This is a genomic window from Streptomyces thermospinosisporus, from assembly GCF_039526425.1.
GTDB lineage: Bacteria > Actinomycetota > Actinomycetes > Streptomycetales > Streptomycetaceae > Streptomyces > Streptomyces thermocarboxydovorans.
Window position 1 is genome coordinate 1 of record NZ_BAAAIZ010000006.1, and the last position, 24,724, is coordinate 24,724.

The following is a 24,724-nucleotide window of genomic DNA, read 5'->3' on the forward strand; positions in this document are numbered from 1 at the left end:
AACGGCTGGTGGCCCGCTCCGCCCGCGGCCTTCCAAATCACCGATGCTGCGCGCTGGAAGTATGCCGTTCACACATACCCGCAAGGGGGCCGGCAGCTGACCGCATCAGCCAACCTGAGCGTCCCGCGCGGAAAGAAGGACGTCGTTCACCGTGAGGCCGTCAGCGGTGGCGAGCTCGTCCGGCACCGGCAGTGAGACTGCTTCCAGCAGCGCGGGCACGGTCATGATCCGGTTCTGGTGGACGGGCTGTACGGGGAGCGCCGGACGGCGGAAGGCCCGCACAGACAACAGAGCCCTGACCCCGGGCGGCCGCGGGAAGGGGGCGGGCCGCCCCGGGCGCAGGGCACCGGGAGGGTGTCCGGTCAGGGGGCGGTGGGGTAGCGGGAGGCCAGGGCGTTCTGCAGGGCCGTGGTGTCGGGGGCGTCGGCCGCCCAGGCCACGTATCCATCGGGGCGGACCAGCACGGCGGTGCGGCGGGCGCTGGTCCAGTGCTCGGCGAGCGGGAGGTCCGCCGCGCCCTCGTGCGGGCCGCCGTCGTACGGGGCGGGTGCGGTGGGCGGGGTGATGAGGACGAACCGGCCACCGCGCAGGGCCTCGTACACGCGCTTTCCGCTCTGGAGGGTGACGTCCGGGATCCGGGTGCCGACGAGGCGGTGGGCGCCGCGCGGGGCCGGGTAGGTGACGCCGATACCGGTGAGCTGGGCCACAACCCTGGCGCGGGCGGGGGCGACGGCGTTGATGACCGCCGTGACCAGGGCGCGTACGGCGCGCAGGGCGGGGATGCGGGCCCGGGCCAGCCGGACCAGGCCGCCGCTGCTGCGCAATACGGCGCGGCCCACCGGGTGGCGTTCGGTCTGGTAGGTGTCCAAGAGGCTGTCGGGGGCCTGCCCGTTGACGACGGCGGCGAGCTTCCAGCCGAGATTGGCCGCGTCCTGCAGGCCGGTGTTCATGCCCTGGCCGCCGGCCGGTGAGTGGATGTGGGCGGCGTCGCCGGCGAGGAAGACACGTCCCACCCGGTACCGGGGGGCCTGGCGTTCGTCGCTGTGGAAGCGGGAGAGCCAGCGCGCCTCGTACATGCCGTAGTCGGTGCCCAGTGCGCGGCGGGTGACCTCCCTGACCTCCTCGAGGTCGAGGGGGGTGTCGTCGGGGACCTCGTGGCGGCGGTTCCAGCCCATGACGCGGTACCAGCCGTCGCCGAAGGAGGCGATCATCGCGAAGACGTCACCGGCGCCGTCCACGGTCAGGACGCTCTCCGGCTTCTCGGCGAGGCGGACGTCCGCCAGGAGCAGGGACTTGATGACGGAGACGCCGGGGAAGGGCTGGCCGATCGCCTCGCGCACGGCGCTGCGGTGGCCGTCGGTGCCGACGACGTAGGCGGCGCGGCGGGTGGCGGTCGATCCGTCCGTGTCCCGGACGACGACGTCCACGCCGGTGTCGTCCTGCCGCAGGGCGAGGACCTCGGTCTCGTAGTGGAAGGCGACGCCGAGATCCCTGGCACGCTTCTCCAGCAGGCGCTCGACCTCGTACTGGGGGGTGATCAGGAGGAACGGGAAGCGGGAGGGCAGGGTGCTCAGGTCGAGGGAGAGCCGGCGGAACAGCCGCAGCCGGGTGATGGTGCTGCCGGTGGCGAGCAGGTCGTCGGCCAGGCCCCGGGCGTCGAGCTGCTCCAGGGTGCGGGCGTGCACGCCGAAGGCACGGGAGAGGTTGCTGATCTTGTGGGGGCGCTTCTCCAGGAGCGTGACGGTCACGCCGGCCTCGGCCAGGTCGCCCGCCAGGAGCAGACCGGTGGGGCCGGCTCCTACGACGATCACGGACTGCGCGGAGCCCGTGGTGCGGCCGGTGCCCTGACCCATGCCGGTGCCGGTGCCGTTCATGATGACCTCCCACTATCGCCAACGCTTGTTGGCCAACGAATGTTGGTCAACGCCTGTTGGCAACAGTAGGCCGAGGTGCGCACGAGTGTCAACACTTGTTGGCCTACAGATGTTGGCCTACGATCGTTGGCATGAACCAGAGCAAGACCACCGCCCCCTCCCGCCGCTCCGACGCCACCCGCCGCGCCATCCTCGACGCCGCCCGCGAACGCTTCGCCGCCGACGGCTACGAACGCGCCACCATCCGCGCCATCGCCCAGCAGGCGCAGATCGACCCCTCCATGGTCATGCGCTACTACGGCAACAAAGAGGGCCTGTTCGCCGCGGCCGTCGCCATCGACCTGCAGCTGCCCGACGCGGCCTCACTCCCCCGCAACGAGGCCGGCCGCACGCTGGTGACCCACTTCCTGGACATGTGGGAGGAGAACGAGGTGCTCACCGCGCTGCTGCGGGTCGGCATCACCAACGAGGCCGGCGCCGAACGCATGCGCGGCATCTTCAACGACCAGCTGCTGCCGCTCGTGGAGCGGGTCTGCCCCGACCCGGAGCAGGCGCCGGTGCGAGCCGCCCTGGTGTCCTCGCACCTGCTGGGCCTGGCGCTCACCCGCTACGTCCTGCGCTTCCCGCCCGCAGCCCACCTCCACCCCGAGGAGATCGCGGCCTGGCTCGCCCCGACCCTGCAGCACTACCTCACCGCACCGCACCCCGGGGCATGACAGGCCCTGCGGCCGGCACGCACGGACACGGCAAGGCGGGGCGCCACCGTGACCATGGCGCCCCGCCTGTTTCTCCCGGTGTGTCCACCCGGCAGGTCCGGTTCAGTCGGCCGGGATCAGTGCGACCTCATCACTGCCCGACAGGGACGGCAGGCCCTCGGGCGGCGTGTCCTGGTAGGTGGCGTTGAAGACGGCCTTCAAGTTGTCCGCACCGGCGTGACCGCCGTCCACAAAAGTCTTGAACGAACCAGAGCATCCGTTACTGGAGGACAGCGGGTGCCCGTGCGTGTCGTGACCGAGGATGAAGGTCACCGTGACCCTGGAGCAGTCCACCGGCTGGTCGTCGGTGACGGCCACCTCCCAGCTGACCGTGTCGCCCCAGTGGAACGGTGTCCCGCCGTCCGGGGCGGGATCAGTGACGAGCCTCACCACCGGCGCCCTGTTCCCGACCACGACCGGCACCGAGGCGGAAGCCGAACGGCCGGTGCGGTCGGTGACCTTCAGCGTGGCCTCGTAGACACCGTTCTCGGTGTAGGTGTGCTCCGGGTCGGCCTCGCGCGAGTCGACCCTGCCGTCCGCGTCGAAGTCCCAGGCGTAGCTGAGGGCGTCGCCGTCGGCGTCCTTGGTGCCGGCGCTGGAGAACTTCACCGTCAGCGGGCTGTGGCCGTTCACCACGTCGGCGCTCACCTTGGGCTCCGGGGTGCGGTTGCCGCGGGTGAAGTCGATGCGGGCGAGCTGGGCCTCGGGCAGTTCGGCGAAGTAGCCGGTGCCGTACTCCAGGACGTACAGCGCACCGTCCGGACCGAATTCGGCGTCGATCGGGCCGTCGGTGGTGATCGAGGGGATGGCGTCCTCGATCTTCCTGACCTCGTTCCGCTTGCCGAGGGTGATCGCCTTCATCTGGTCGCGGGTCCACTCGTAGAACAGCGGCTTGCCGTCGAAATAGGCCGGCCAGCGGTTGACCGCCCTGTTGTGCTTGTCGTAACGGTAGGCCGGACCGCCCATCGGGCCGATACCGCCCGTACCCAGTTCCGGGAACTCCTTTGACGCACCGTAGCCGTAGACGATCTGCGCGTCCTTCACCGGCGGCAGCTTGCCCAGGCCGGTGTTGTGCCGGGAGTCGTTCACCGGGGCCTTGCAGTCGAAGGCGCCGCCCGACTTCTGAGCGGCGAAGTCGTAATCCTGATACGGCATGTCCTGGGTCACGCAGAACGGCCAGCCGTAATTGGCGGGGCGGTCGACGACCATCCAGCGGCCGTGGCCGGCGGGGCCGCGGTCCGGGTCCGGTTTGCCCGCGTCAGGTGAGTAGTCGGCGACGTAGAGCTCGCCCGTCTTGTCGTCCACCGCGAAGCGGAACGGGTTGCGCAGACCCATGGCGTAGATCTCGGGGCGGGTCTTCGGGGTGCCCGGGGCGAAGAGGTTGCCGCGCGGGACCGTGTAGCTGCCGTCCGGCTTCACCTTGATGCGCAGGATCTTGCCGCGCAGGTCGTTGGTGTTGCCGGAGGTGCGCCGGGCGTCGTAGGCCGGGTTGCGGTCGGGGCGGTCGTCGAGGGGGGCGTAGCCGTCCGAGGCGAAGGGGTTGGTGTCGTCGCCGGTGGACAGGAACAAGTTGCCCTTGCCGTCGAAGTCGATCTTTCCGCCGACGTGGCAGCAGATGCCGCGGTCGGCGGGGACGTCGAGGATCTTCTGCTCGCTGTTGAAGTCGAGTGTGTTGCCCTTGAGCTTGAAACGGGACAGGCGGGTGACGCCCTTGTACTTGGCGAAGTCTTCGGGGCTGCCGAACTCCGGTGCGTCACCCTCGTTGACGCCGGGGGTGTCCGGGTCGTCCACCGGGGTGTTCAGGCGGGGCGAGTAGTAGAGGTAGACCCAGTGGTTCTTGCGGAAGTCCGGGTCGATGGCGATGCCCTGGACGCCCTCCTCGTCGTGCTGGTAGAGGCCGGCGGGGCTCTTCTTCAGGTCGGCGGCGAGGAAGTTGACGCCGCTCCTGGGATCGTGGATGCGGACCTCGCCCGTACGGGCGGTGTGCAGGACTCGGCGGTCGGGCAGGACGGCGAGGGCCATGGGCTCGCCGGGGCGGTCGTTGAGGGTGACCTTCTGGAAGTCCGACGCGGGCGGTGGTGCCGGGTCGGGTCTGGCGGCCTGGGCCGGGGACAGCGGCAGGAGCCCGACGGCTCCGGCCAGCGTCGCCGCCCCCACGAACGTGACGATCCGTCTGTTGCGCACTCGGAACTCCTCTGCTCTGCACGGCGGTTGCCCGAGCTCGAGGGCGCTCAGAGCGCTCGGCCCTCGGCAAACACCGGCTGGTCGTTGCGGAGTGAAGTGGGTGAAACCCTGTGCGTAGCGAGTCAGTTGGACGCTAAGGGGCGTACTTTCGACTCGTCAAGGACAAAGTTTCTACTTTCTCGAGGAAAGCTTGGGCGAGTGCGGGGTGTTGTGGGGCCGGGGGCCGGTGTCCCCGGCCGGGTGGGCCGGTGTCAGCGGTGGCAGGCCTCCAGTTCGGCGAGTGAGGTGAAGGTCTGGGATCCGCCGCTGCCGCCGATGATGCGGACTCCGTCGCCGGTCGTGGTGTCGAAGTCGAAGACGTAGGTGCGATTGGTGCCGGCCGCGGGGGACGTGGGGTAGGCGGGGGTGACGGTCTGTCCGGTCACGTCGGTCCAGGCTCCGTCGCGCCGGACCTGGATCCTGGGCGTGCTGCTGAACCAGCCGCCGTCGCCGAACATCCGGCCGGTGGTGTAGGTGACGCGGTTGAGGTGGTAGGTGCGGGGCCAGGTGTAGCCCCACCAGCTGACATGCTTGCGTTCGCCCCACCGCGTAGCCGTTCGCCGCGGTGTGGCGGGCCCGGGCGACCAGGCGGGCCGCGCGCCTGGACAGGCCGTTGTTGTGGGCGGTGAGGATCAGCGGGGCCGGTGCGGCGGAATCGGGCGTCCACAGGGTGCCGGGGATGTCGCCGAGGGTGAACTCACGCTCGAGGACGCCGTCGGGGAGGTGCCGTTCGGAGGTGAAGAGCATGGTCGTCATGCCTTTCGGGAGTGCTCAGATACGGCGCTCCCGGGCGGCTCGTCGCCCGACCGTGACTCCGAGGGGAGCACCCATGTCTCTTGCGTTCACGGGTACCACCTCCTCGTTCTGCCGGGCACGGCCTCCGTGAACGTAGCAGGAGCACGCGGGGGCGGCCAACGCAATTTCGACCCACCGCCACCGGCCGACGATTAAGTCGTTGGACAACGCCCGCAGCACCGAGGAACGTTGATGGAATGGAGCAGGAGCAGATCTGGGACTCCGAGGCCGCCCGGCGCTATGACACGCCCGGGACCGGCATGTTCGCGCCCGAGGTTCTGGGGCCGACCGTCGATTTTCTCGCCCGGCTCGCGGGCGACGGACCGGCACTCGAGTTCGCGATCGGCACGGGCCGGGTGGCCGTCCCGCTCGCCGAGCGCGGTGTCCCGGTGACGGGCATCGAGTTGTCGGCGCCGATGGTGGAGCAGTTGCGCACCAAGGCCGACGAGGCGACGATCCCCGTCGTCATGGGAGACATGGCGACCACGGTCGCCCCCGGCAAGTACAGCCTCGTGTATCTCGTCTACAACACGATCTCCAACCTGCTCACCCAGGAGGAGCAGGTCCAGTGCTTCCGCAACGCCGCCCGCCATCTCAGGCCCGGCGGGCGGTTCGTGATCGAGCTCGGGGTGCCGGAACTGCGCCGGCTTCCGCCGGGGCGGAAGGCGACCGTGTGGCACACCGAGGACGGCTACATCGGCCTGGACACGTACGACACCCTGCGCCAGCACCTGGTGTCCCACCACTTCCACTACGACGAGTCCGGGCAGGCGCGGTTGTACCGCAGCCCGCATCGCTACATCTGGCCGTCCGAACTCGACCTCATGGGGCAGCTGGCAGGTCTTGAGCTGGAGTCCAGGCACGCGGACTGGCGGGGTTCCGAGTTCACCGCCGAGTCGACGTCCCATGTGTCGGTGTACCGGCTTCCTCCGGAGGAGAAAAGCACAACTTCAGGCCGGTAGCACGTACTTGGGTGCGCGCTACCGTGGGCTTCTCGAGCGCTGGACCCCGGCTGGAGGAGCGGTGGTGGCAGGGAGCGACGGGCGGGTGGTGCGTACGTACCGGCTGGGGGCGGGGCCGTTGGTGTTCGTGACCCTGCTGCTGGGGTGGCCGGCGGTTCTTTTTGTGCGGTTGGTTGTGCCGGATGAGGGCCTTCCGCTGATGTTCAAGGCGAGCCTGCTCGTGCTGGTGGGGCTGGTGTGTGCCGGTGTCGTGTGGCTCTGGCGGGCGGCGACCGTGGTGTGCGAGGACCACATCGCGGTGCGGCAGTTGTTCCGGACGCGCCGGACCGCGTGGTGCGATGTGCTGAGCATCGAGCGGGACCGCAATCCGGCGTCGGCCAGGACGTTGCTGCTGGACCGGGAGGGCAGGCTGTTCGCTCTGCCCGGGGGTGTGGGGGCCAGGAGCGATGCGGTGCGGGAGATCGTGGAGGTGTGGGAGCGGTCGCGAGGTGAGGGGTGGGCTTCCCCGTCGGCGGCCTTCGCCGAGGCGGCCCGGCAGCGGGCTCGGGTGCGGGAGTCGGCGGTCGTGTGGGCTCTGCTGCTGAGTGCGGGGTCGTTTCTCCTGCTGCTGGGCTGCGGGTTGGCCGTCGGGTATGCGGCGGAGTGGGGCGGGGACGACATTCCGTGGGTGTTGCAGGTGATCGGTTTCGAGCCGGTGGTGGTGTTCGCGGGGGTGTATGGGGTGGCGGTTCGCAGGGTGGGGCGGCGGCAGGCTGCGTAGGAGCGGTGGCCGGCCCCGTCCAGGAGCGATGAGGGCGCGCCCGGACGGGGCGGAGGGTGAAGGGCGGTCGGTCAGGGGGAGCCGTCGGAGGCTGGGACGAGGTCCGGTTCCTGTTGCGGGTCGCTGAGCTGTTCGCGGAGGTAGTTCCAGATCACGGCGATCAGTGCGGCGACGGGGACGGCGAGGAGGCTGCCGACGATGCCGGCCAGGCTGCCGCCCAGGGTGACCGCCAGCAGGACGACCGCGGCGTGCAGGCCGAGTCCGCGGCTCTGGATCATGGGCTGGAGGACATTGCCCTCCACCTGCTGCACGACCACGATGAGGGCGAGCACGATCAGCGCGTCGGTGAGGCCGTTGGAGACCAGCGCGATCAGTACCGCGACGAGGCCGGCGAACAGGGCGCCCACGATGGGCACGAACGCGGACACAAAGGTGAGGACCGCGAGCGGCAGGACCAGCGGCACGCCCAGGAACCACAGGCCCAGGCCGATGAGGACGGCGTCGATCAGGCCGACGAGCGCCTGGGACCGGACGAAGGCGCCCAGGGTGTTCCAGCAGCGTGCGGCGACGACGGGGACGTCGGTGGCGAGGCGGCCGGGCAGCTGGCGCTCCAGCCAGGGCAGGAAGCGCGGGCCGTCCTTGAGGAAGAAGAACATCAGGAACAGCGCGAGGACGGCGGTGACCACGCCGTTGAACACGGTGGTGACGCCGGTGACGGCGGTGGTGGCGATGCTTCCGGCGCTGTCCTGGACGCGGGCCGCCGCCGAGTCCAGGGCGTCCGCGATCTGGTCCTCGCCGATGTTCAGCGGCGGTCCGGCCGCCCACTCGCGCAGCCGGTCGATGCCGGCGACCACTCCGTCGGCCAGCTCTCCCGACTGGGACGCCACCGGCACGGCGATCAGCGCGACCGTGCCGGCGGCGAGCAGCAGGAAGAGCACGGTCACCAGCGACGCGGCCAGCGCCGGTGGCAGGCCGCGCCGGAGCAGGAGGCGGGTCGGCGGCCAGGTGAGCGTGGTCAGGAGCAGGCCGATGACGAGCGGCCAGACCACGGGCCACATCCGTCCCAGGAGCCAGAGGACGGCCACCGACAGCACGACGACGAGCAGCAGTTCCCCGGACACGCGCGCCGAGGTGTGCAGGGCGGCGCGGGTTCTCGCGGAGTTCAGGCGGGCAGACATGAGGGCACCCTATGGGGGCCGCGTCGCGTGCCGTCATCGCGGGTCCGGCGCCGCCGGTTGCATGGGTGTTCAGGTCAGTTCGAGCACGAGCTTGCCGATGTTCTCGCCGCGGAACAGCATCTGCAGGGTGTCGGGGAAGTCGTCCACGGTTCCCTTGACGACGTGCTCCTTGACCTTGATGCGGCCGTCCTGGATCCAGCCTGCGATGTCGCGGGCGGCCTCGGCGTACCGCTTGGCGTAGTCGAAGACGACGAAGCCCTCCATGCGGGCCCTGCGCACCAGCAGGGTGAGGTAGTTGGAGGGGCCCTGGACCGGGGTGGAGTTGTTGTACTGGCTGATGGCGCCGCAGATCACCACGCGGGCGTGCATGGCCAGCCGGGTCAGGGCGGCGTCGAGGATGTCCCCGCCGACGTTGTCGAAGTAGACGTCGATGCCGTCGGGCGCCTCGCGGCGCAGCGCCTTGCGCACGTCCTCGGCGCGGTAGTCGATCGCCGCGTCGAAGCCCAGTTCACCGGTGAGCAGCGCGCACTTCTCGGGCCCTCCGGCGATGCCGACGACCCGGCAGCCCTTGGCCTTGGCGATCTGGCCCACCAGGCTGCCGACCGCGCCGGCGGCCCCGGACACCACGACGGTCTCGCCGTCCTTCAGCGCGCCGACGTCGAGGAGGCCGAAGTAGGCGGTCATGCCGGGCATGCCCAGCGCGCCGAGGTAGGTGGAGGGCGGGGCGAGGGAGGTGTCGACCTTCATCGCGCCCTTGCCGTCGGAGACCACGTACTCCTGGACGCCGAAGGTGCCGACCACGTGATCGCCGGGCCGGTAGTCAGGGTGGTTGGAGGCGGTGACCTCGATGACCGATCCGGCGCGCATCACCTCGCCGAGGCCGACCGGAGGCAGGTAGGAGGGCCGGTCGTCCAGCCAGCCCCGCATGGCGGGGTCCAGGGAGATGACGAGCGTCCGGCCGGCGAACTGGCCGGGCCCCGGCTCCTCCACGGGGACCGAGCGGCGCTCCCAGTCCTCGGGTTTGACGTCGCCGACGGGGCGGGCTGCCAGGCGGATCTGACGGTTGGTCGCAGACATGACGGCTCCTGTCGTTCCGGATGACGACGAGGGTACCGACCGGTAGGTATGACGTGGGTGGTGAGGTCCGTCACAGGGGGCAGAGGCGGCTTGTCATGGCCTCGCTCGGAGCGCGAGAGGCTGGGTCGGCAGCTGCCCTCGGCCAAAGACGAGAGGTGTCCCCGGCCTGCGGTGCAGGGGCCCGGGGACACCTCTCCGGTGTGATGTGCAGTGGCCGGTCTCAGGCCATGCCGAACTTCTCGGCGTGCACCTGGCGGCCGGGGACGTTGAGCCGGTCCAGGGCGCCGAGGACCGCGGAGGTCATGGCGGGCGGGCCGCAGACGTAGACGTCGCGTTCGGTGATGTCGGGCACCAGGGCGTGCAGGTTCTCCGGCTCGAACGGCCGGGCGCCCTCCCCGGTGCGGCCGGTGAGCAGATGCAGCCGTCCGCCGCGTACCGCGAGGAGCCGGCGTATCTCGTCGACCAGTACGGCGTCCTGCTCGGTGCGCACCCGGTAGAGGACGACGACGTCACCGCCGCTCTGCTCCTCCAGCAGGGACCGGACGGGTGTGATGCCCACGCCGCCGGCGATCAGCAGGGCGCCGGGCCGCGTCCGGTGCAGGGAGGTGAACGCGCCGTAGGGGCCCTCGACGAACACCCGGGTCCCGACCGGCAGATGGCGCAGTCCTGCGCTTCCGCCGCCGACGGCCCTGGCGGTCAGGCGCAGCGAGCGGCCGTCCGGCGCCGCCGACAGGGAGAACGGGTTCGCCAGCCACCAGTTCCGGTGTCCGGGGAACCGCCAGATGCAGAACTGCCCTGCCCGTGCGGGGAATCGGTCGAGGTGGCGGCCGGTGACGTAGACCGACACCACGTCGTGCGACTCCGGTATCACGGCCGAGACCTGGAAGCGGTGGTAGGCGTTGCGCCACACGGGGATCACGATCCGGCCGACGACGAGCGCGCCGAAGGCCAGCAGCCACAGCGTCCACCAGTACAGCTCCGCGAAGCTGGAGGAGGTGAAGGTGGTCGTCTCCTCGAGCTGGTGGACGAACGCCAGCCCCAGGGCCAGGTAGATCAGCAGGTGCAGGCCGTGCCAGACCTCGTAGGGCAGCCGCCTGCGCAGCGCCCGGGTGGACACGACCGCGATCGCGACCAGGATGGCGGCGGCCAGCATGCCGAGCAGCGACGCGGGCACCCCTGCCAGCGCGAAGAACGTCTTGGTCATCGACGCGTCGTCGAGCCGTGCGTAGCCGAGCACGACCAGGAAGGCGTGCGTGAGAACGACCCAGAGCAGGGTGAAGCCGGTCCAGCGGTGCCACACGGTCAGCCGGTCCATGCCGATACGCCGGTCCAGCCAGGGCACCCGGGCGATCAGCAGCAGCTGGAACAGCAGCAGCAGCGCGGCATGGAGGCCGAAGAACTTGGCCACGGTGAGTGTGCCGTTCTTGCCGCTGCCCTCGGTGATGAAGAGGGTCTCGACGATGAGCAGGTTGAGCACGAGGAAGGTGCCCAGCGCCCACCGCGCCGCGACCACCGGTGGGACCGAGCCCGCCCGGATGTGGGAAGTGGTGTCCGTCAAGTCTGCTCCCCCCTCGCACCACGGAGCGGTCGTCGGCGGCCGGCCTTGCGCAGGGCAGGGGCCGGCTCGCCGCGGTCGCGGTGCGGCGACGCCGTAGAACTGGGCACAGAGTACGCGCACGGCGTCTTCACGTCCCCTGCGGAAAGGAAACAGATCTGCGACAGTCCGCCTCCGGTGGACCGGGGGTCATTCCCCCTGCTCGCTGAGCTGTCGTGCTGCTCGCTGAGCCGTCGTGGCACCGGAGAACGGCTTCGGCGAGTGGAATCTCTCGTGGGAGGCATGGCGGGAGAGGAGCGCGCCGCGCTGAGGAGGCGCTCCTTCCCGGCTCCCCCGAGGTCACGAAGAGCCTTCCGCGAGGTCACGAAGTGTCGGAACTGCGGCGGTGGTAGGCCTTGTTGGCGCCGATCGTGAAGGTGGCCGGGCGCGTGTTCGCCGCGTCGGCATCGGAAGCGGGAGCCTCGAGGGCGGGGCGTTTGCTCGCCACGAGGCCGCCGAGATGCCCGAGTTCGAGGACATCCAGCACCTGGGCGCGGGGCAGGCCGAGGGCGTCGGCCTGCCTCAGTGCGTCACGCAGGGCGAGAACGGCGCCGGCCAGGCCCTGGTTGGCGATCAGCTTGAGTGCGGCGGCGGTGGCGGCGTCCGGGGCGGGTCGTACGGTGCCCAGCGCCTCCAGCACGGGGCGGGCCCGCTCGAGCGCGGCGGCGTCGGGGGCGGCGGCGAGGATCTGCAGGGTGCCCGTCGTGACGGCGGGCACGGAGCCGATCACGGGGGCATGGACGTAGGACGGGCCGAGTTCGCGGGCCAGATGGGCCGCCTCGGCGGGGGCGATGGTGCTGACGTTGACGACGATCGTGTCCGCCGCGAGCGAGCCGCTGACCTCGTCGAGCACCTGCCGGCAGGCCGGGCCGTCGAAGAAGGCCAGCAGCACCAGGTCGGCCTTCGCCACGGCGTCGTTCGGGTCGGCGGTCGTCCGCACGGCGTCGACGGGGCGTCCGGAGCGGGTCCAGCCGGCGACGTCCCAGCCCTGCGAGGTGAGCCGGGTCGCGATGCCTGCGCCCATGCGTCCCAGGCCGAGGACGGCGACGGTGTGCGCGGGTGGTGTGGTCATGGACGTCAGCGTGCTTCAGCGAGAGGTATGCGACAAGCGATGCGTAGGGTCCGCCCTGGGGTGCGGCCGGGTCCGCCGGTCGGTCCGCGCCGGGGATGTCGGCGGCGTGGCGCTCGGCGTCGTCGACGGGGGTGTAGTCCAGTACGGCCGGGTCGGGGAGCTCCCAGGAGCGGCGGGTGTTGGCGGAGACCGCGTAGGCGGTGGCGAAGCGGACGGAGGGCGGTGCGGTCAGCGCGGCCCGGACGTAGCCGAGCGCGTCGCGGGGGCTCAGCCAGGTCGCCAGGTGGCGGGGCTCACTCGGTGTCTGCTCGAAGCTGCCGATGCGCAGGCAGATGACGGAGAGGCCGAACTTGTCGGCGTACATCTGCCCGAGCGCCTCTACGGCGGCCTTGCTGACTCCGTAGAGCCCGTCGGGGCGCACCGGTTCGCTCGGGTCGGTGCGGTGTCCGGTGGGGTAGAAGCCGGTCACACGGTTGCTGCCGGCCAGGACGACGCGCGGGATGCCGGTGCGTCGTGCGGCCTCCAGGACGTGGTGCGTGCCGAGCACATTGACTTCGAGCAGGTCGGCCAGGGGCGCCTCGTCGGGGATACGGCCCAGGTGCAGGACGCGGTCGGCGCCCGCGAGTGCCGACTCCACGGCGGCGGCGTCCCGCAGGTCGACGGTGTGGACGATCTCGTTGCCGGTCTCCTGCCGGAGGGGCACCCGGTCGAGCAGCACCAGGCGGGCGACCTCGTCGCGCAGCGCGGCCCGCACGGCGGAGCCGATGGTCCCCGCGGCACCCGTGACGGCCACCGTCATCTTCTCCACTGTGTTCCTCCCCCGTTCTCCACCGTTCCCCCTCCTTCGTCGGTCCCCACTGCCCCGCATCCTCTCGCCCTGCCGGCCCGCCCCTGCCGGCCCGCCCCTGCCGGCCCGCCCCTGCCGGCCCGCCCCTGCCGGTCCGTCCGGGCCGCCCGTCCCGTCCCGGCCTGGCGGATGTCCCCCGGATGTTAATGAAACCGCAGGTCAGAGGCATATGTGGCGAGGTGTCAGATGGCGCAATACTGTCGCAATACTACTTTCCCTATCGGATAGGTATGGTTCCTGCCATGCCACCCGCCGACCGCATCCGAGACCACTCCGGGCACGCCGCCGCGACCACCGTCGCGGCGCACCGGACGCGGCGCCGGCTGCGTGCCGACCGGGCACGGCAGCTCGCCGACCTGCTGCGTCACCAGCTGCTGTCCGGCGTCTTCGCCGACGGTGTGCTCCCCCACGAGTCGGTCCTCGCGGCCGACTACGGCGCGAGCCGCAACACCGTGCGCCAGGCTCTCGACCTGCTGCGCGCGGAGGGGCTGGTGCAGCGGCAGCCCGGTGTCGGCACGGTGGTCGTGGCCCGCAAGTACCCCCACGGGCTGGACCGCCTGATGGGCCTGGCGGAGACCCTGCGTGAACACGGGCAGGTGACCAACGAGGTCCGCACCATGGGTCCGGTCCCGGCACCCGCGCCGGTGGCCGGGCGGCTGGGCGTGCCGCCCGGTTCGGACGTCCTGTACATCGAGCGGCTGCGCCGGCTGAACGGTCTTCCGCTGTCCCTCGACCTGACGTACATCCCTCTGGACATCGGCACCGCTCTGCTCGGCGCCGACCTGGAGAACACGGACGTCTTCCGGCTGCTGGAGGCCGTGGCGGGGCAGCCCCTCGGGCATGCCGAGATCACCCTGGAGGCGGTGACCGCGGACACCCATTCCGCCGCCGTCCTCGAGGCGCCGCACGGAGCCGCCGTCCTGATGCTGGAGCGCCTCACGCATCTCGCCGACGGCCGCCCGGTGGACCTGGAGTTCATCCGGTTCCGCGGTGACCGCATCACCATGAGCGGCCTGTTGCGCCGCTCGCCCTGACCTCGAGCCCTCCCCCCTGCAACACCTTCCTGGAGACAGCCATGCCCTTGGTGCCCCAGCGGGCCGATGTGCCCGTGACCATCGACGAGTCGAAGTGCATCGTCGGCTGCACGCTCTGCGTGGACATGTGCCCGCTGGACTCCCTCGCCATCGACGAGAGCAGCGGCAAGGCGTACATGCACGTCGACGAGTGCTGGTACTGCGGCCCGTGCGCGGCTCGCTGTCCCACCGGAGCCGTCACGGTCAACATGCCCTATCTGCTCCGGTGAAAGGCGACGAACTCCCATGAAACGCACTGCAGTCGCGGCGTCGGCCGTCGTCCTGCTCGCTCCGCTGACGGCCTGCGGCGGCGATGCCCGGGCCGGTGACGACGGCACGGTCACGGTCACCGTCGGCTATCAGTCGAAGACGATCAACACGGTCACGGCGGGCACCCTGCTCCGCTCCCTCGGCTACTTCGAGAAGCAGCTCGATGCGCTCGGCGACGGCCGCAGGTACAAGGTCGTCTGGCAGGACCACGCGACCGGGGCGCCGATCACCGCCCAGATGACCGCCGGGAAGACGGACATCGGCTCGATGGGCGACTTCCCGCTGCTCATCAACGCGGCGCGCGGTCAGCAGCTCAACCGCCCGACCCGCATGGTGTCCGTGACCGGCTACAACCTGCGCGGCGGCCTCAACACGGTCGTCACCGCCCCTGACTCGAAGCTGACCTCGCTGAAGGACCTCAAGGGCAAGAAGGTGTCCACCAGCGTCGGCTCGGCGGCCGACGGCACGCTCGTGCGGGCGCTGCAGCGCGCCGGGATCGACCCGGCCAAGGACATCGAGAAGCTCAACCAGCAGCCGGCGGTGGGGGCTTCGGCGCTGTCGGCGGGCAGCGCGGACGCCCTGTCGCAGTTCGTCGCCTGGCCAGGTCTGCTCGCCCACCAGGGCAAGGCGAAGGCGCTGTACGACGGGGCGCAGCTGAACCTTCCCACCTTCCACGGGGTCGCGGTCCGCGAGGACTTCGCCAAGAAGCATCCAGCGGTGCTGGATGCGTTCCTGAAGGCCCAGGCAGAGGCGACCGACTATCTCAACGAGCGGCCGGTGGCCGCGGCGGAGAAGGTCGCCGAGGCCACGGGGCTGCCGGCCGAGGTCGTCTACCTCTACAACGGCGCCCACGGCATCGCCACCTTCGACCCGGCGATCAAGCCCGGGCTGGTGTCGGCGCTGAAGCAGGACGTGTCGATCCTGAAGTCCGCGAAGCTGACGGGTGACGTGGACGTGGACGCCTTCGTCGACGACCGGTACGTGCGGAAGGCGCTCGGGGCGTCGTACGCCGAGCGGGTGGCGTCGGCGCCGCCGACCCCGGAGAGCGAGGTCTGGCCGAAGGGCGCCGCGCGGACCCGCACCTTCGCCTCGCCGGAGGAGCTGCTGCGTCATGTGGCCGCCCACCCGGGCGAGGTCAGGGCCGCGTACGTCCCCGACGCCACCACCGGGACCTTCTGGTTCGCCGACAAGGCGGTGTGGGTGGCCGACGGCGGGAAGCTGCTGCCGTTCGTCGCGCCGGCCACGGCGCGGGCGTACGCCGCCCGGCACGACGGAGCCCGGGTGATCAGCTACGCGGAGGCACTGGAGCGTGCCTCATGAGCAGGACCGCACCCCGGGCCGTCCGGTTCGCGCTGCGGGCGGGCGCGCTCGCCGCGGCCCTCGGCCTCTGGCAGCTGCTGACCAGCCTGGACGTGGACATCTGGCTGCGCTTCTCGCAGTTCCCCACGGTCGGCGACGTGGCCCACGCGTTCGCCGGACGGCTGTCCGGCCCCGACTACTGGACGGACCTGACCGACAGCCTCACCCGGATCGTCACCGGCTTTCTGCTGGCCGCGGTGCTGGGGGTGGCCGCGGGTGTGCTGATCGCCCGTTCCCGGCTCGCCGAGGATCTGCTCGGGCCGCTGCTGGAGGTGGTCCGGCCGATCCCGGCCATCGCCCTGGTGCCGGTGGCGATCCTGCTGTTCCCGTCCAACGAGCAGGGCATCGTCTTCATCACCTTCACCGCCGCGTTCTTCCCGGTGCTGGTCTCCACCCGGCACGCGGTGCGCGCGCTCAGTCCCGTGTGGGAGGAGGCGGTGCGCACCATGGGCGGGGGCCGGTGGCGGATCCTCGGCTCGGTGGTCCTGCCGGGCACGCTGCCCGGGATCTTCGGCGGTCTGTCGGTGGGCATCGGCGTGTCGTGGATCTGTGTGATCTCCGCCGAGATGATCTCCGGCCAGTACGGGGTCGGTTACCGCACCTGGCAGGACTACACCGTCGTCGACTATCCGGGGGTGTTCGTCGGCATGGTCACCATCGGCGTGCTGGGCTGGCTCACCTCCACGGCGGTCGAGCTGCTGGGCCGGCGGCTGACCCGCTGGCTGCCGCGCACCTCGTACGTGCCCGGGGCACGGACCGAGCGGCCGGCTCCGGCGGCCCCCTCCTCGGCACCCGCCGCCGTCCCGACGAAGCAGGAGGTTCCCCATGACCAGCTCGTCTGACGTCCGTACGAGCGGTGGGTCCGATGTCCGCACGGCCACCGCGGCCGGCGTCCGCACGACCACCGCGCACGGTGTCCGTACGACCGGCGCGTCCGATGCCGGTTCCGCGCCGCGCTCCGGCGCCGGGCTCGGTCTGCGGGCCGCCACCCTGGGGCGTCCGGGCGCCGAGGTGCTGCGCGGGGTGGACCTCGATGTGGCGCCGGGCGAGATCCTCACCGTCGTCGGGTCCTCCGGCTGCGGCAAGTCGACGCTGCTGCGCACCCTGGCCGGGCTGCTTCCGCCGCTGGCCGGGGAGCTCACCCAGGACGGGCGCCGGCTGACCGGGCCGTCCGCCGAGCGCGCCCTGGTGTTCCAGGAGGACGCGCTGCTGCCCTGGCGCACGCTGCGCGCCAATGTGGAACTGCCGCTGGCGATCCGGCGCGTGCCCCGGGGCGAACGCCGGGCGCGGGCCGAGGCGTGGCTGGAGCGGGTCGGGCTCGCCGAGCACGCCCAGCGGCTGCCGCACCGGGTCTCCGGCGGCCAGCGTCAGCGGGCCCAGCTGGCCCGCGCCCTGGTCGCGAGCCCGCGCGCGGTCCTGATGGACGAGCCGTTCGGCGCCCTGGACGCCCAGACCCGGGCCGGCATGCAGGACCTGCTGGTGGAGGTCCTGCACGGCACGGGGGCGACCGTCGTCTTCGTCACCCATGACGTGGACGAGGCCCTGTTCCTGGGCGACCGGGTGGCCCTGCTGGGCGCGGGCCGGCTCCTCGCCGTGCGGGACGTCCCGCGTCCTCGTGAGCGGGCCGCGCACGACGACCCGGCGCATCGCGCGCTGCGGCGCGACGTCCTGACATCCCTCGGTACCTGAAAGGCCCTCTGGTGGAGATCCCCGACCTCACCGACGCCGAAGAGCTCTCCTGCGACGTCCTCGTCATCGGCGGCGGCACCGCCGGCACGATGGCCGCGCTGACCGCGGCCGAGCACGGCGCCGCAGTGCTGCTGCTGGAGAAGGCCCATGTGCGCCACTCCGGTGCCCTGGCCATGGGCATGGACGGCGTCAACAACGCCGTCATCCCCGGCCGCGCCGAACCGGACGACTACGTGGCCGAGATCACCCGCGCCAACGACGGCATCGTCGACCAGTCCACCGTCCGTCAGACCGCCACCCGCGGCTTCGCCATGGTGCAGCGGCTGGAGTCGTACGGGGTGAAGTTCGAGAAGGACGAGCACGGCGAGTACGCGGTCCGCCAGGTGCACCGCTCCGGCTCCTACGTCCTGCCGATGCCGGAGGGCAAGGACGTCAAGAAGGTCCTGTACCGGCAGCTGCGGCGGCGCGAGATGCGGGAGCGGATCCGCATCGAGAACCGGGTGATGCCGGTGCGGGTGCTGACCGTGCGGGGGCGCGCCGTGGGCGCGGCGGGCTTCAACACCCGCACCGGCCGGTTCGTCACCGTGCGCGCCGGAGCCGTGATCCTCGCGACCGGCGCCGCCGGGCGGCTCGGACTGCCCGCCTCCGGCTACCTCTACGGCACCTACGAGAACCCCACCAACGCGGGCGACGGCTACGCCATGGCGTATCACGCGGGCGCCGAGCTGACCGGCATCGAGTGCTTCCAGATCAACCCGCTGATCAAGGACTACAACGGTCCCGCCTGCGCCTATGTCGCCAACCCCTTCGGCGGCTACCAGGTCAACCGGCACGGCGAGCGCTTCGTGGACTCCGACTACTGGTCGGGGCAGATGATGGCCGAGTTCGCGGCGGAGGTCGCCAGCGACCGCGGCCCGGTGTATCTGAAGCTCAGTCATCTGCCCGAGGAGTCGCTGTCCGCGTTGGAAGGCATCCTGCACACCACCGAGCGCCCGACCCGCGGCACCTTCCACGCCGGCCGCGGGCACGACTACCGCACCCACGACGTGGAGATGCACATCTCCGAGATCGGCCTGTGCGGCGGTCACTCCGCCTCGGGCGTCCGGGTCGACGACCACGCCCGCACCACGGTGGACCGGCTGTACGCCGCCGGCGATCTGGCCTGTGTGCCGCACAACTACATGATCGGCGCGTTCGTGTTCGGTGACCTCGCGGGCGCGGACGCGGCCCAGTACGCGCCGTTCGGCGGGGAGTTGCCCGCGGGCCAGGTGCGCGAGGCACACGAGCTGATCTACCGTCCGCTGCGCAACCCGGACGGCCCGCCGCAGCCGCAGGTCGAGTACAAGCTGCGCCGGTTCGTGAACGACTATGTGGCGCCGCCGAAGTCCGGGGCCCGGCTGTCGCTGGCGCTGGAGGCGTTCGAGCGGATGCGCGGCGAGATCGCCGCGATGGGCGCCCGCACCCCGCACGAGCTGATGCGCTGCGCGGAGGTGACGTTCATCCGCGACTGTGCCGAGATGGCGGCGCGGGCCTCCCTGGCCCGTACCGAGTCCCGCTGGGGGCTGTACCACGACCGTCTGGACCATCCGCACCGGGACGACGCGTCGTGGTTCCATCACCTGGATCTGCGCAAGTCCCCCGCCGGCGTCATGGAGTTCACGGCGCGGCCGGTGGCCCCCTATGTGGTCCCGGTCGAAGGCTTCAGCCCGGTAGGAGGGCCGTCCCGCCACATCGGGGAGGTCCACCCGGAGCAGGTGGCGACCGCGGGCGCCCGGGAGGCGGCGCCGGTGGCGATGCGGCCGAGGACGCCCGCCGGCCGGGACGCCGGCGGTACGGGCGGCGAGGCGGACACGCCGGTCAGTCCGCGCCTGCTGGACCTGCTCGCCCTCGCGGAGGACGAGCCGGGGCTGGCGGATCTGACTCCCTACCTGACCGACCCCGAGCCCGCCGTCCGGCGCACCGCGGTGACGGTGCTGACGGAGACGGCGCCACCGGGCAGCGGGCCGGCGCTGGCCGCGGCGCTCGCCGACCCGGATGCCGGGGTCCGTTCGGCAGCGGCCGACTCGCTGCGCGAACTGGTGGAGACGCTGCCGCCCGAACCCGCCCTGCGCGACGGGCTGGTCGCCGCGCTGTCGCAGGCCGATCCGGTCTCCCGGGCCGCCGCACTGGACGCGCTGCGCGTCCTGCGTCTGGGGGACGCGGGCCGGTTCGCGGATCTCCTCGGGGACGCCGACATAGGTGTCCGGGTCGCGGCCGTGCGGGCGCTGGTCTCGGTGGACGCCGTCGAGGTGCTGGCGCGCGCGGCGACCGCCGAGCCCTCCCGCGAGGTGCGCGTCGCGGTCGCCAAGGGCCTGGCCGCCGTCACCGGCACTTCAACGGATTGCTCGGCGTCCGCCGGCCCCGGTCCCGAGGCGGTCCGCTCGGCGCTCGCCTCGCTCATCGACGACCCCGACGCGCTGGTCCGGGCGGCCGCCTTCGAGGCACTGGGCACGACGGGATGCCCGGCGCCGCTGGCCGAGCGCGCCGTCGCCGCACTGTCCGACCCGGCCTGGCAGGCACGGGCAGGGGCGGCGACCGCCCTGTCACGTGCGGATGCGGACCTCGCCGTGCCTGCCCTCGCCAAGGCGCTCGCCGATCCGAACGCCGATGTGCGCAAGGCGTCCGTCACCGCGCTGACCCGGCACCGCGCCCACGAGGAGGCCCGCGCGGCCCTCGCCACGGCGACGGGCGACGTGGACGCCGACGTCAGGGCGTACGCGGCGCGCGCACTGTGAGGGCACGGACATGAGTCCGGTCCGGGTCCGGCCCTGATCATCCGGTGAGGGCGGCACCGGTCCGATCGTCACGGTGAGCGACGGTGGCGGACCCGGGCCAGGAGCAGGACCGTGTCGTCGCCCGGCGGGCCGTGCAGCAGCTGGAACAGCAAGCGGTCCGCCGTCTCCTCCAGACCGTCCGTGGCACTGCCCAGCACGGCGGCGGCCGCCGCCACCCCCTCGTCGATGCCCCGGTCCCGGGTCTCCACCAGGCCGTCGGTGTACAGGGCGAGCACGGCGCCGTCGGGCAGGGTGATCTCGGTGGTGTGAAAGGGGTGCCCGCCCACGCCGAGGGGCACTCCGGGGGTGTCGCAGACGGTATCCACGCGGCCGTCCGGCGAGCGGACGAGCAGGGGCGGGTGGCCGGCGCTGGCGATGCGGGCGCGGCCCGTGCCGGGGTCGTAGTCGATGTAGAGGCAGGTGGCCAGGTCGATGCCCGCCTCCTGGGCGGAGATGTCCAGCTCGGCGAGCAGCGCGGAGGGGTCCGGACCGCTGCGGGCGAGGGTCCGGGCGGTGATGCGCAGCCTGCCCATGGCCGCCGCCGCGGGCACCCCGTGGCCCATCACGTCGCCGACGACGAGGGCGACCCGCCCGCCGCGCACGCTGATCGCGTCGTACCAGTCGCCGCCGACCAGGCTGGCGTGGCTGCCGGGGACATAGCGGTGGGCGATCTCGACATGGGGGCTGGTCGCCAGGCTGGCGGGCAGCAGGGCCCGCTGGAGGGTGAGGGCGATGTCCTGGACCCTGGTGTACAGGCGCGCGTTGTCCAGGCAGAGGGCGGCGCGGGCGGACAGCTCGGCGGCGAGCCGCAGATCCTGCTCGGTGAAGTGCGGCCGGGCGTCGGAGCGGCCGAACATGGTGAGTCCCTGGACCGTTCCGCGGGCGATCAGCGGCGCGATGAGCAGGCCGGTCAGACCGCTTTCGAGGAGGACCCGGGTGCGGTCCTCGCGCAGGACCGTGCTCCTCAGGAAGCCGGAGTCCACCGGGACGGCGATCGGGCGGCCGGTGCGCAGCATGCGGTGGATGCTGGAGCCGGGCGGGTACCGGACGGTGTCCACGCCGCCGACGAGTTCCTCGGCGGGGGGCGGCAGCACCGTGCCGGAGGCGATCCGCTGGGTGATCAGCGGCAGGGCCGGGTCGAAGATCTCGGGTTCACCCATGCAGTCGACGAGCTCCACCACGGCCGCGTCGGCGAAGTCGGGGACCGCGGCCTCGACGAGTTCGCCGGCGGTCACCTTGACGTCCAGGGTGGTGCCGATCCGGGCGGTGGCCCGGTCCAGCAGTTCGAGCCGGGCGCGTGACTCCGCGGCCTCGAGGATGGCGGCTTCCCGGTCGGTGACGTCGATGACGACTCCGCCGATGCCCGGCCGGGTGCCGGTGGCCCGGCTGAGCGGGAACAGGCTCAGTGACCTGACCCGTTCCCCTTGGGCGTGCCGGACGGGGACGAGGTGGCCGACGACGGAGCGGCCGTGCTCGGCCACGCTGCGCAGCAGCCGCTCCAGTGCGGCGGGGTCGCGTGGTGCCATGACGTCCGGCATGCGGCGGCCGATGTGCTCCTCGACGGTGATGCCGTCCATGTCGGCGAGCACCTGGTTGAGGTGCGTGTAGCGCAGGTCCTGGTCCAGCTGGACGAGGCCGATCGGGCAGGCGTCGAAGAGGGCGTCGACGAACGCCAGGTTGGTCTTGACCCGGTCCAGCTCCGCGCTTCTGCTGGCCAGGGCCATCACCACGGTGCTGCCGTCGCCGCCGGTGATCGTGAAGGCGCGGAAGCCGCAGTCGAAGATGCTCCCGTCCCGGTGCCGCACAGGGAGCCGGCCGCGCCAGTAGCCGAGGGTGCGGCCCTGGTCGGCGAGATAGCTGCCGGCTGGTGTTCCGGGTGGGCCGGGGCCCGGCTCGTGCTCGTCGAAGAGAAGGTCGACGGGCTCGGTGAGGGCCGCTTCGTCGTAGCCGAAGAGATCCTGGGCGCCCGGCCCCCAGAAGCAGATCCGGTCGCGGTCGTCGATGCCGAGGACGGCGACGGAGACGTGCTCCAGCAGCGTCCCGGGCTCGGAACGCTGCCGTTCCGGCGCGCTCCGGTTCTCCTTGTGATCTACCGACATCCGCCACGTCCTCGACATGATGGGACAAATCACTTCATACCGCTGCGTCCCATTGTGCCGTCACCGGCGGACGTGCGGCCTGCGATGAGTTCCGCGACCGTGGGTGGTCATACGGCCGGACCCGTCACCGAGGAGGCCCGATGCGCAGCGTGACCTATTCGATGAGCATGTCGCTCGACGGCTACATCGCCGGGCCGGACGGCGGTTTCGACTGGGGGGAGCCGGACGACGAGATCTTCCGGTTCTGGATCGACGAGATCCGCGGGGTCGGCGTGCATCTGCTGGGACGGCGGCTGTACGAGACGATGCTGTACTGGGAGACGGCCGCGCAGGACCCCTCGCTGGACCAGGCGCAGCGCGAGTGGATCTCCCTTTGGAATCCGCTGCCCAAGGTGGTGTTCTCCCGCACGCTGACCGAGGTGCGGGGGCATGCCCGCCTCGCCTCCGGCAGCGTGGCGGAGGAGATCGAGCGGCTGCGGGCGGAGCCCGGGGAGGGCGAGATCGCGATCGGCGGCGCGACGCTGGCGGCCGAGGCGGCGAAGGCCGGGCTGATCGACGAGTACCGGACCATGGTGCACCCCGTCCTGGTCGGCGGCGGCACACCCTTCTTCCCCCGGCACGAACGCCAGGTGGATCTCGAACTGGTCGAGAGCCGGACGTTCGCCTCCCGCGTCGTGTACCTGCACTACCGCGTGTCCCGGTAGGCGCGGGACACGCCGCGGAGCTGATGATCAAAAACGACCGGTGATCGAGCAGCACCCCAGGTGAAAGTTATTGACAGTTTCGCGTGAGCTGCTGAAACTTACTGCCAGTCCAGGGAATCTTTCCTTCCGCATCACCCAGACCCTGAAGGGGCGCGCCGTATGACCACCCCCGTGCACGACACCGCCGAGGGAACCGCTCGACCACCACGGGCACGACGGGCGCTGGTCGCCGGGTCGGTCGGCAACTTCATCGAGTGGTACGAGTTCGGGGTCTACGGCTACTTCGCCACGATCATCGCCGCCAACTTCTTCACCCCGGACGGCGGCAGCGAGATCGAGGCGCTGGTCAAGACGTACGCCTCGTTCGCGCTCGCCTTCTTCTTCCGCCCCATCGGTGCCGCGGTGTTCGGGCGGGTGGGCGACCGGATCGGGCGGCGGCCCACGCTGATCCTGGTGGTGCTGATGATGACGGTGGCCACCACCCTGATCGGCCTGCTGCCCACCTACGCCACGGTGGGAGCCGCCGCGCCCTGGCTGCTCACCCTGCTGCGGATCGTGCAAGGACTGTCCGCGGGCGGGGAGTTCGGCGGTGCGGTCTCGGTGATGACGGAGTTCGCCCCGCCCGGACGGCGCGGGCTCTACGGGGCGTGGCAGTCCTTCACGGTGGCGCTCGGCCTGCTCGGCGGAGCGGGCATGGCCGCGCTGCTCGCCACGGTGATGAGCGAGTCGCAGCTGAACGGGTGGGGCTGGCGGCTGCCGTTCCTGCTGACCCTGCCGCTGGGACTCGCCGCCCTGTGGCTGCGCCTCAGGCTCGAGGAGACACCCTCCTTCGAGCGGGCCGCCCGGGACCGGAGCCCCGGGACGAGCGAGCGGGCCGCGCAGGACCGGGGTCTTCAGACGAAGGACACCCCGCAGGCGAAGGACACCCCGCGGGCGGATGCGGTGACCGCCGCCCCGGCCCGGGAGGTCGCCAAGGCCATCGCGCTGGGCGCCGGGCGGCTGATGGGCTGGTCGGCGGCCGGGTACACCTTCCTCGTCGTGATGCCGTCCTATCTGCAGAGCACCCTCAATGCGAGCTTCCAGCAGGCGCTGATCGCGACCGTGCTCGCGAATCTGGGCTTCGCCGCCTCCATCATCCCGGCGGGCGCGCTCAGCGACCGGATCGGGCGGCGCGCGGTGATGGTGGCCGGGGCCGTGCTGGTGGCCGTCCTCGCGTTCCCGCTGCTGGATCTGCTGCAGGACCCCGGGTCCTCCACGGGCTCCAAGGGCGTCGCGGTGTTCGTCGCCGGTGCCGTCGTCGGCATGATGGCCGGTCCCGGACCGGCGATGCTCGCCGAGATGTTCCCGACCCGCGTCCGCTACACCGGTCTCGGGCTGGCCTACGCGCTGTCCAACGCGGTGTTCTCCGGGTGCGCGGGTCTGATCATCACCGAGGCGATCAAGCGCACCGGCAACATCGACATCCCCGCGCACTATGTGGTCGTCACCTGTGCCGTCAGCACCGTCGCCCTGCTGACACTGCGCGGCGACGACCACCGCCGGGCGCTGCGCAACTGATGGCCGGCGGCAAGGAGTCCGGG

General features: G+C 71.7%; 19 protein-coding genes and 2 pseudogenes. 11 read left to right on the top strand and 10 right to left on the bottom strand.

All coding sequences use genetic code 11. The annotated features are described in order from the left end of the window. Nucleotides 1-362 precede the first annotated feature (362 nt). Nucleotides 363-1,874 (bottom strand): FAD-dependent monooxygenase, encoded by a 1,512-nt coding sequence (locus ABD207_RS02380; protein WP_344009687.1) that lies wholly within the window; start codon nt 1,872-1,874, stop codon nt 363-365. A gap of 131 nt (nt 1,875-2,005) precedes the next feature. Between ABD207_RS02380 and ABD207_RS02385 the strand changes: the two genes are divergently transcribed. Further along, complete coding sequence (locus ABD207_RS02385; protein WP_344009688.1) at nt 2,006-2,590, top strand: TetR/AcrR family transcriptional regulator; 585 nt, start codon at nt 2,006-2,008, stop codon at nt 2,588-2,590. 102 nt (nt 2,591-2,692) lie between these two features. Here the strand turns inward: ABD207_RS02385 and ABD207_RS02390 are convergent, their stop codons facing one another. From ABD207_RS02390 to ABD207_RS02400, 3 genes and pseudogenes are all read right to left on the bottom strand, one after another. Next, nucleotides 2,693-4,813, bottom strand: coding sequence for a PQQ-dependent sugar dehydrogenase (locus tag ABD207_RS02390; RefSeq protein ID WP_344009689.1), 2,121 nt, complete (start codon nt 4,811-4,813; stop codon nt 2,693-2,695). A 251-nt stretch (nt 4,814-5,064) separates the two neighbouring features. Continuing rightward, nucleotides 5,065-5,310, bottom strand: coding sequence for a hypothetical protein (locus ABD207_RS02395; protein ID WP_344009752.1), 246 nt, complete (start codon nt 5,308-5,310; stop codon nt 5,065-5,067). A 70-nt stretch (nt 5,311-5,380) separates the two neighbouring features. Continuing rightward, a pseudogene (locus tag ABD207_RS02400) lies at nt 5,381-5,599 on the bottom strand (alpha/beta hydrolase); the annotation flags it as partial. A gap of 245 nt (nt 5,600-5,844) precedes the next feature. Here ABD207_RS02400 and ABD207_RS02405 point away from each other — a divergent pair. Beyond that, the gene (locus tag ABD207_RS02405; protein ID WP_344009690.1) at nt 5,845-6,609 is read left to right on the top strand and encodes a class I SAM-dependent methyltransferase; all 765 of its coding nucleotides are present in this window, start codon (nt 5,845-5,847) and stop codon (nt 6,607-6,609) included. Between the two features lie 127 nt (nt 6,610-6,736). After that, nucleotides 6,737-7,369 carry a PH domain-containing protein gene (locus ABD207_RS02410; RefSeq protein ID WP_344009691.1) on the top strand — a complete coding sequence of 211 codons (633 nt, stop codon included), beginning with the start codon at nt 6,737-6,739 and terminating at the stop codon, nt 7,367-7,369. 71 nt (nt 7,370-7,440) lie between these two features. Here the strand turns inward: ABD207_RS02410 and ABD207_RS02415 are convergent, their stop codons facing one another. The 5 genes and pseudogenes from ABD207_RS02415 to ABD207_RS02435 all read right to left on the bottom strand — a co-directional run. Beyond that, entirely contained in the window at nt 7,441-8,547 is a 1,107-nt protein-coding gene (locus tag ABD207_RS02415; protein ID WP_344009692.1) for an AI-2E family transporter, read from the bottom strand. Between the two features lie 69 nt (nt 8,548-8,616). Then, complete coding sequence (locus ABD207_RS02420) at nt 8,617-9,624, bottom strand: NADP-dependent oxidoreductase (protein ID WP_344009693.1); 1,008 nt, start codon at nt 9,622-9,624, stop codon at nt 8,617-8,619. A gap of 220 nt (nt 9,625-9,844) precedes the next feature. Continuing rightward, entirely contained in the window at nt 9,845-11,182 is a 1,338-nt protein-coding gene (locus ABD207_RS02425; RefSeq protein WP_425580610.1) for a ferredoxin reductase family protein, read from the bottom strand. 358 nt (nt 11,183-11,540) lie between these two features. Beyond that, nucleotides 11,541-12,290, bottom strand: coding sequence for an NAD(P)-dependent oxidoreductase (locus tag ABD207_RS02430; protein WP_425580611.1), 750 nt, complete (start codon nt 12,288-12,290; stop codon nt 11,541-11,543). A 325-nt stretch (nt 12,291-12,615) separates the two neighbouring features. After that, nucleotides 12,616-13,158 (bottom strand): annotated as a pseudogene (locus tag ABD207_RS02435) (NAD-dependent epimerase/dehydratase family protein); the annotation flags it as partial. A gap of 221 nt (nt 13,159-13,379) precedes the next feature. Here ABD207_RS02435 and ABD207_RS02440 point away from each other — a divergent pair. Genes ABD207_RS02440 through ABD207_RS02465 form a run of 6 tightly spaced genes read left to right on the top strand, consistent with a single transcriptional unit; the run spans nt 13,380 to nt 20,302 of the window. Next, on the top strand, nt 13,380-14,171 hold the full coding sequence (locus tag ABD207_RS02440; RefSeq protein ID WP_344009695.1) for a GntR family transcriptional regulator: 792 nt from the start codon (nt 13,380-13,382) through the stop codon (nt 14,169-14,171). A 41-nt stretch (nt 14,172-14,212) separates the two neighbouring features. After that, a complete protein-coding gene (locus ABD207_RS02445) occupies nt 14,213-14,440 on the top strand; it encodes a 4Fe-4S dicluster domain-containing protein (protein ID WP_344009697.1) in 228 nt (75 codons plus the stop codon). A 16-nt stretch (nt 14,441-14,456) separates the two neighbouring features. After that, complete coding sequence (locus ABD207_RS02450; RefSeq protein ID WP_344009698.1) at nt 14,457-15,800, top strand: ABC transporter substrate-binding protein; 1,344 nt, start codon at nt 14,457-14,459, stop codon at nt 15,798-15,800. After that, nucleotides 15,797-16,681, top strand: coding sequence for an ABC transporter permease (locus ABD207_RS02455; protein ID WP_344009699.1), 885 nt, complete (start codon nt 15,797-15,799; stop codon nt 16,679-16,681). The genes ABD207_RS02450 and ABD207_RS02455 overlap by 4 nt, the downstream gene beginning before the upstream one ends. After that, nucleotides 16,665-17,528 (top strand): ABC transporter ATP-binding protein, encoded by an 864-nt coding sequence (locus tag ABD207_RS02460; protein ID WP_344009701.1) that lies wholly within the window; start codon nt 16,665-16,667, stop codon nt 17,526-17,528. The genes ABD207_RS02455 and ABD207_RS02460 overlap by 17 nt, the downstream gene beginning before the upstream one ends. Before the next feature lie 11 nt (nt 17,529-17,539). Continuing rightward, entirely contained in the window at nt 17,540-20,302 is a 2,763-nt protein-coding gene (locus ABD207_RS02465) for a fumarate reductase/succinate dehydrogenase flavoprotein subunit (RefSeq protein ID WP_344009703.1), read from the top strand. Nucleotides 20,303-20,370: 68 nt separating this feature from the next. Here ABD207_RS02465 and ABD207_RS02470 read toward each other — a convergent pair whose 3' ends face one another. Then, entirely contained in the window at nt 20,371-22,440 is a 2,070-nt protein-coding gene (locus ABD207_RS02470) for a SpoIIE family protein phosphatase (RefSeq protein WP_344009704.1), read from the bottom strand. 140 nt (nt 22,441-22,580) lie between these two features. Here ABD207_RS02470 and ABD207_RS02475 point away from each other — a divergent pair, with 140 nt between their 5' ends. Then, the gene (locus tag ABD207_RS02475) at nt 22,581-23,144 is read left to right on the top strand and encodes a dihydrofolate reductase family protein (RefSeq protein WP_344009706.1); all 564 of its coding nucleotides are present in this window, start codon (nt 22,581-22,583) and stop codon (nt 23,142-23,144) included. 159 nt (nt 23,145-23,303) lie between these two features. Next, the gene (locus ABD207_RS02480; protein WP_344009707.1) at nt 23,304-24,701 is read left to right on the top strand and encodes an MFS transporter; all 1,398 of its coding nucleotides are present in this window, start codon (nt 23,304-23,306) and stop codon (nt 24,699-24,701) included. Nucleotides 24,702-24,724: the final 23 nt, after the last annotated feature.

Coding starts and splice junctions, on each gene's coding strand:
- ABD207_RS02380 (WP_344009687.1), bottom strand. CDS start 1,874: ATGAACGGCACCGGCACCGGCATGGGTCAGGGCACCGGCCGCACCACG.
- ABD207_RS02385 (WP_344009688.1), top strand. CDS start 2,006: ATGAACCAGAGCAAGACCACCGCCCCCTCCCGCCGCTCCGACGCCACC.
- ABD207_RS02395 (WP_344009752.1), bottom strand. CDS start 5,310: ATGTTCGGCGACGGCGGCTGGTTCAGCAGCACGCCCAGGATCCAGGTC.
- ABD207_RS02405 (WP_344009690.1), top strand. CDS start 5,845: ATGGAGCAGGAGCAGATCTGGGACTCCGAGGCCGCCCGGCGCTATGAC.
- ABD207_RS02415 (WP_344009692.1), bottom strand. CDS start 8,547: ATGTCTGCCCGCCTGAACTCCGCGAGAACCCGCGCCGCCCTGCACACC.
- ABD207_RS02420 (WP_344009693.1), bottom strand. CDS start 9,624: ATGTCTGCGACCAACCGTCAGATCCGCCTGGCAGCCCGCCCCGTCGGC.
- ABD207_RS02430 (WP_425580611.1), bottom strand. CDS start 12,290: ATGACCACACCACCCGCGCACACCGTCGCCGTCCTCGGCCTGGGACGC.
- ABD207_RS02440 (WP_344009695.1), top strand. CDS start 13,380: ATGCCACCCGCCGACCGCATCCGAGACCACTCCGGGCACGCCGCCGCG.
- ABD207_RS02445 (WP_344009697.1), top strand. CDS start 14,213: ATGCCCTTGGTGCCCCAGCGGGCCGATGTGCCCGTGACCATCGACGAG.
- ABD207_RS02450 (WP_344009698.1), top strand. CDS start 14,457: ATGAAACGCACTGCAGTCGCGGCGTCGGCCGTCGTCCTGCTCGCTCCG.
- ABD207_RS02455 (WP_344009699.1), top strand. CDS start 15,797: ATGAGCAGGACCGCACCCCGGGCCGTCCGGTTCGCGCTGCGGGCGGGC.
- ABD207_RS02460 (WP_344009701.1), top strand. CDS start 16,665: ATGACCAGCTCGTCTGACGTCCGTACGAGCGGTGGGTCCGATGTCCGC.
- ABD207_RS02470 (WP_344009704.1), bottom strand. CDS start 22,440: ATGTCGGTAGATCACAAGGAGAACCGGAGCGCGCCGGAACGGCAGCGT.
- ABD207_RS02475 (WP_344009706.1), top strand. CDS start 22,581: ATGCGCAGCGTGACCTATTCGATGAGCATGTCGCTCGACGGCTACATC.
- ABD207_RS02480 (WP_344009707.1), top strand. CDS start 23,304: ATGACCACCCCCGTGCACGACACCGCCGAGGGAACCGCTCGACCACCA.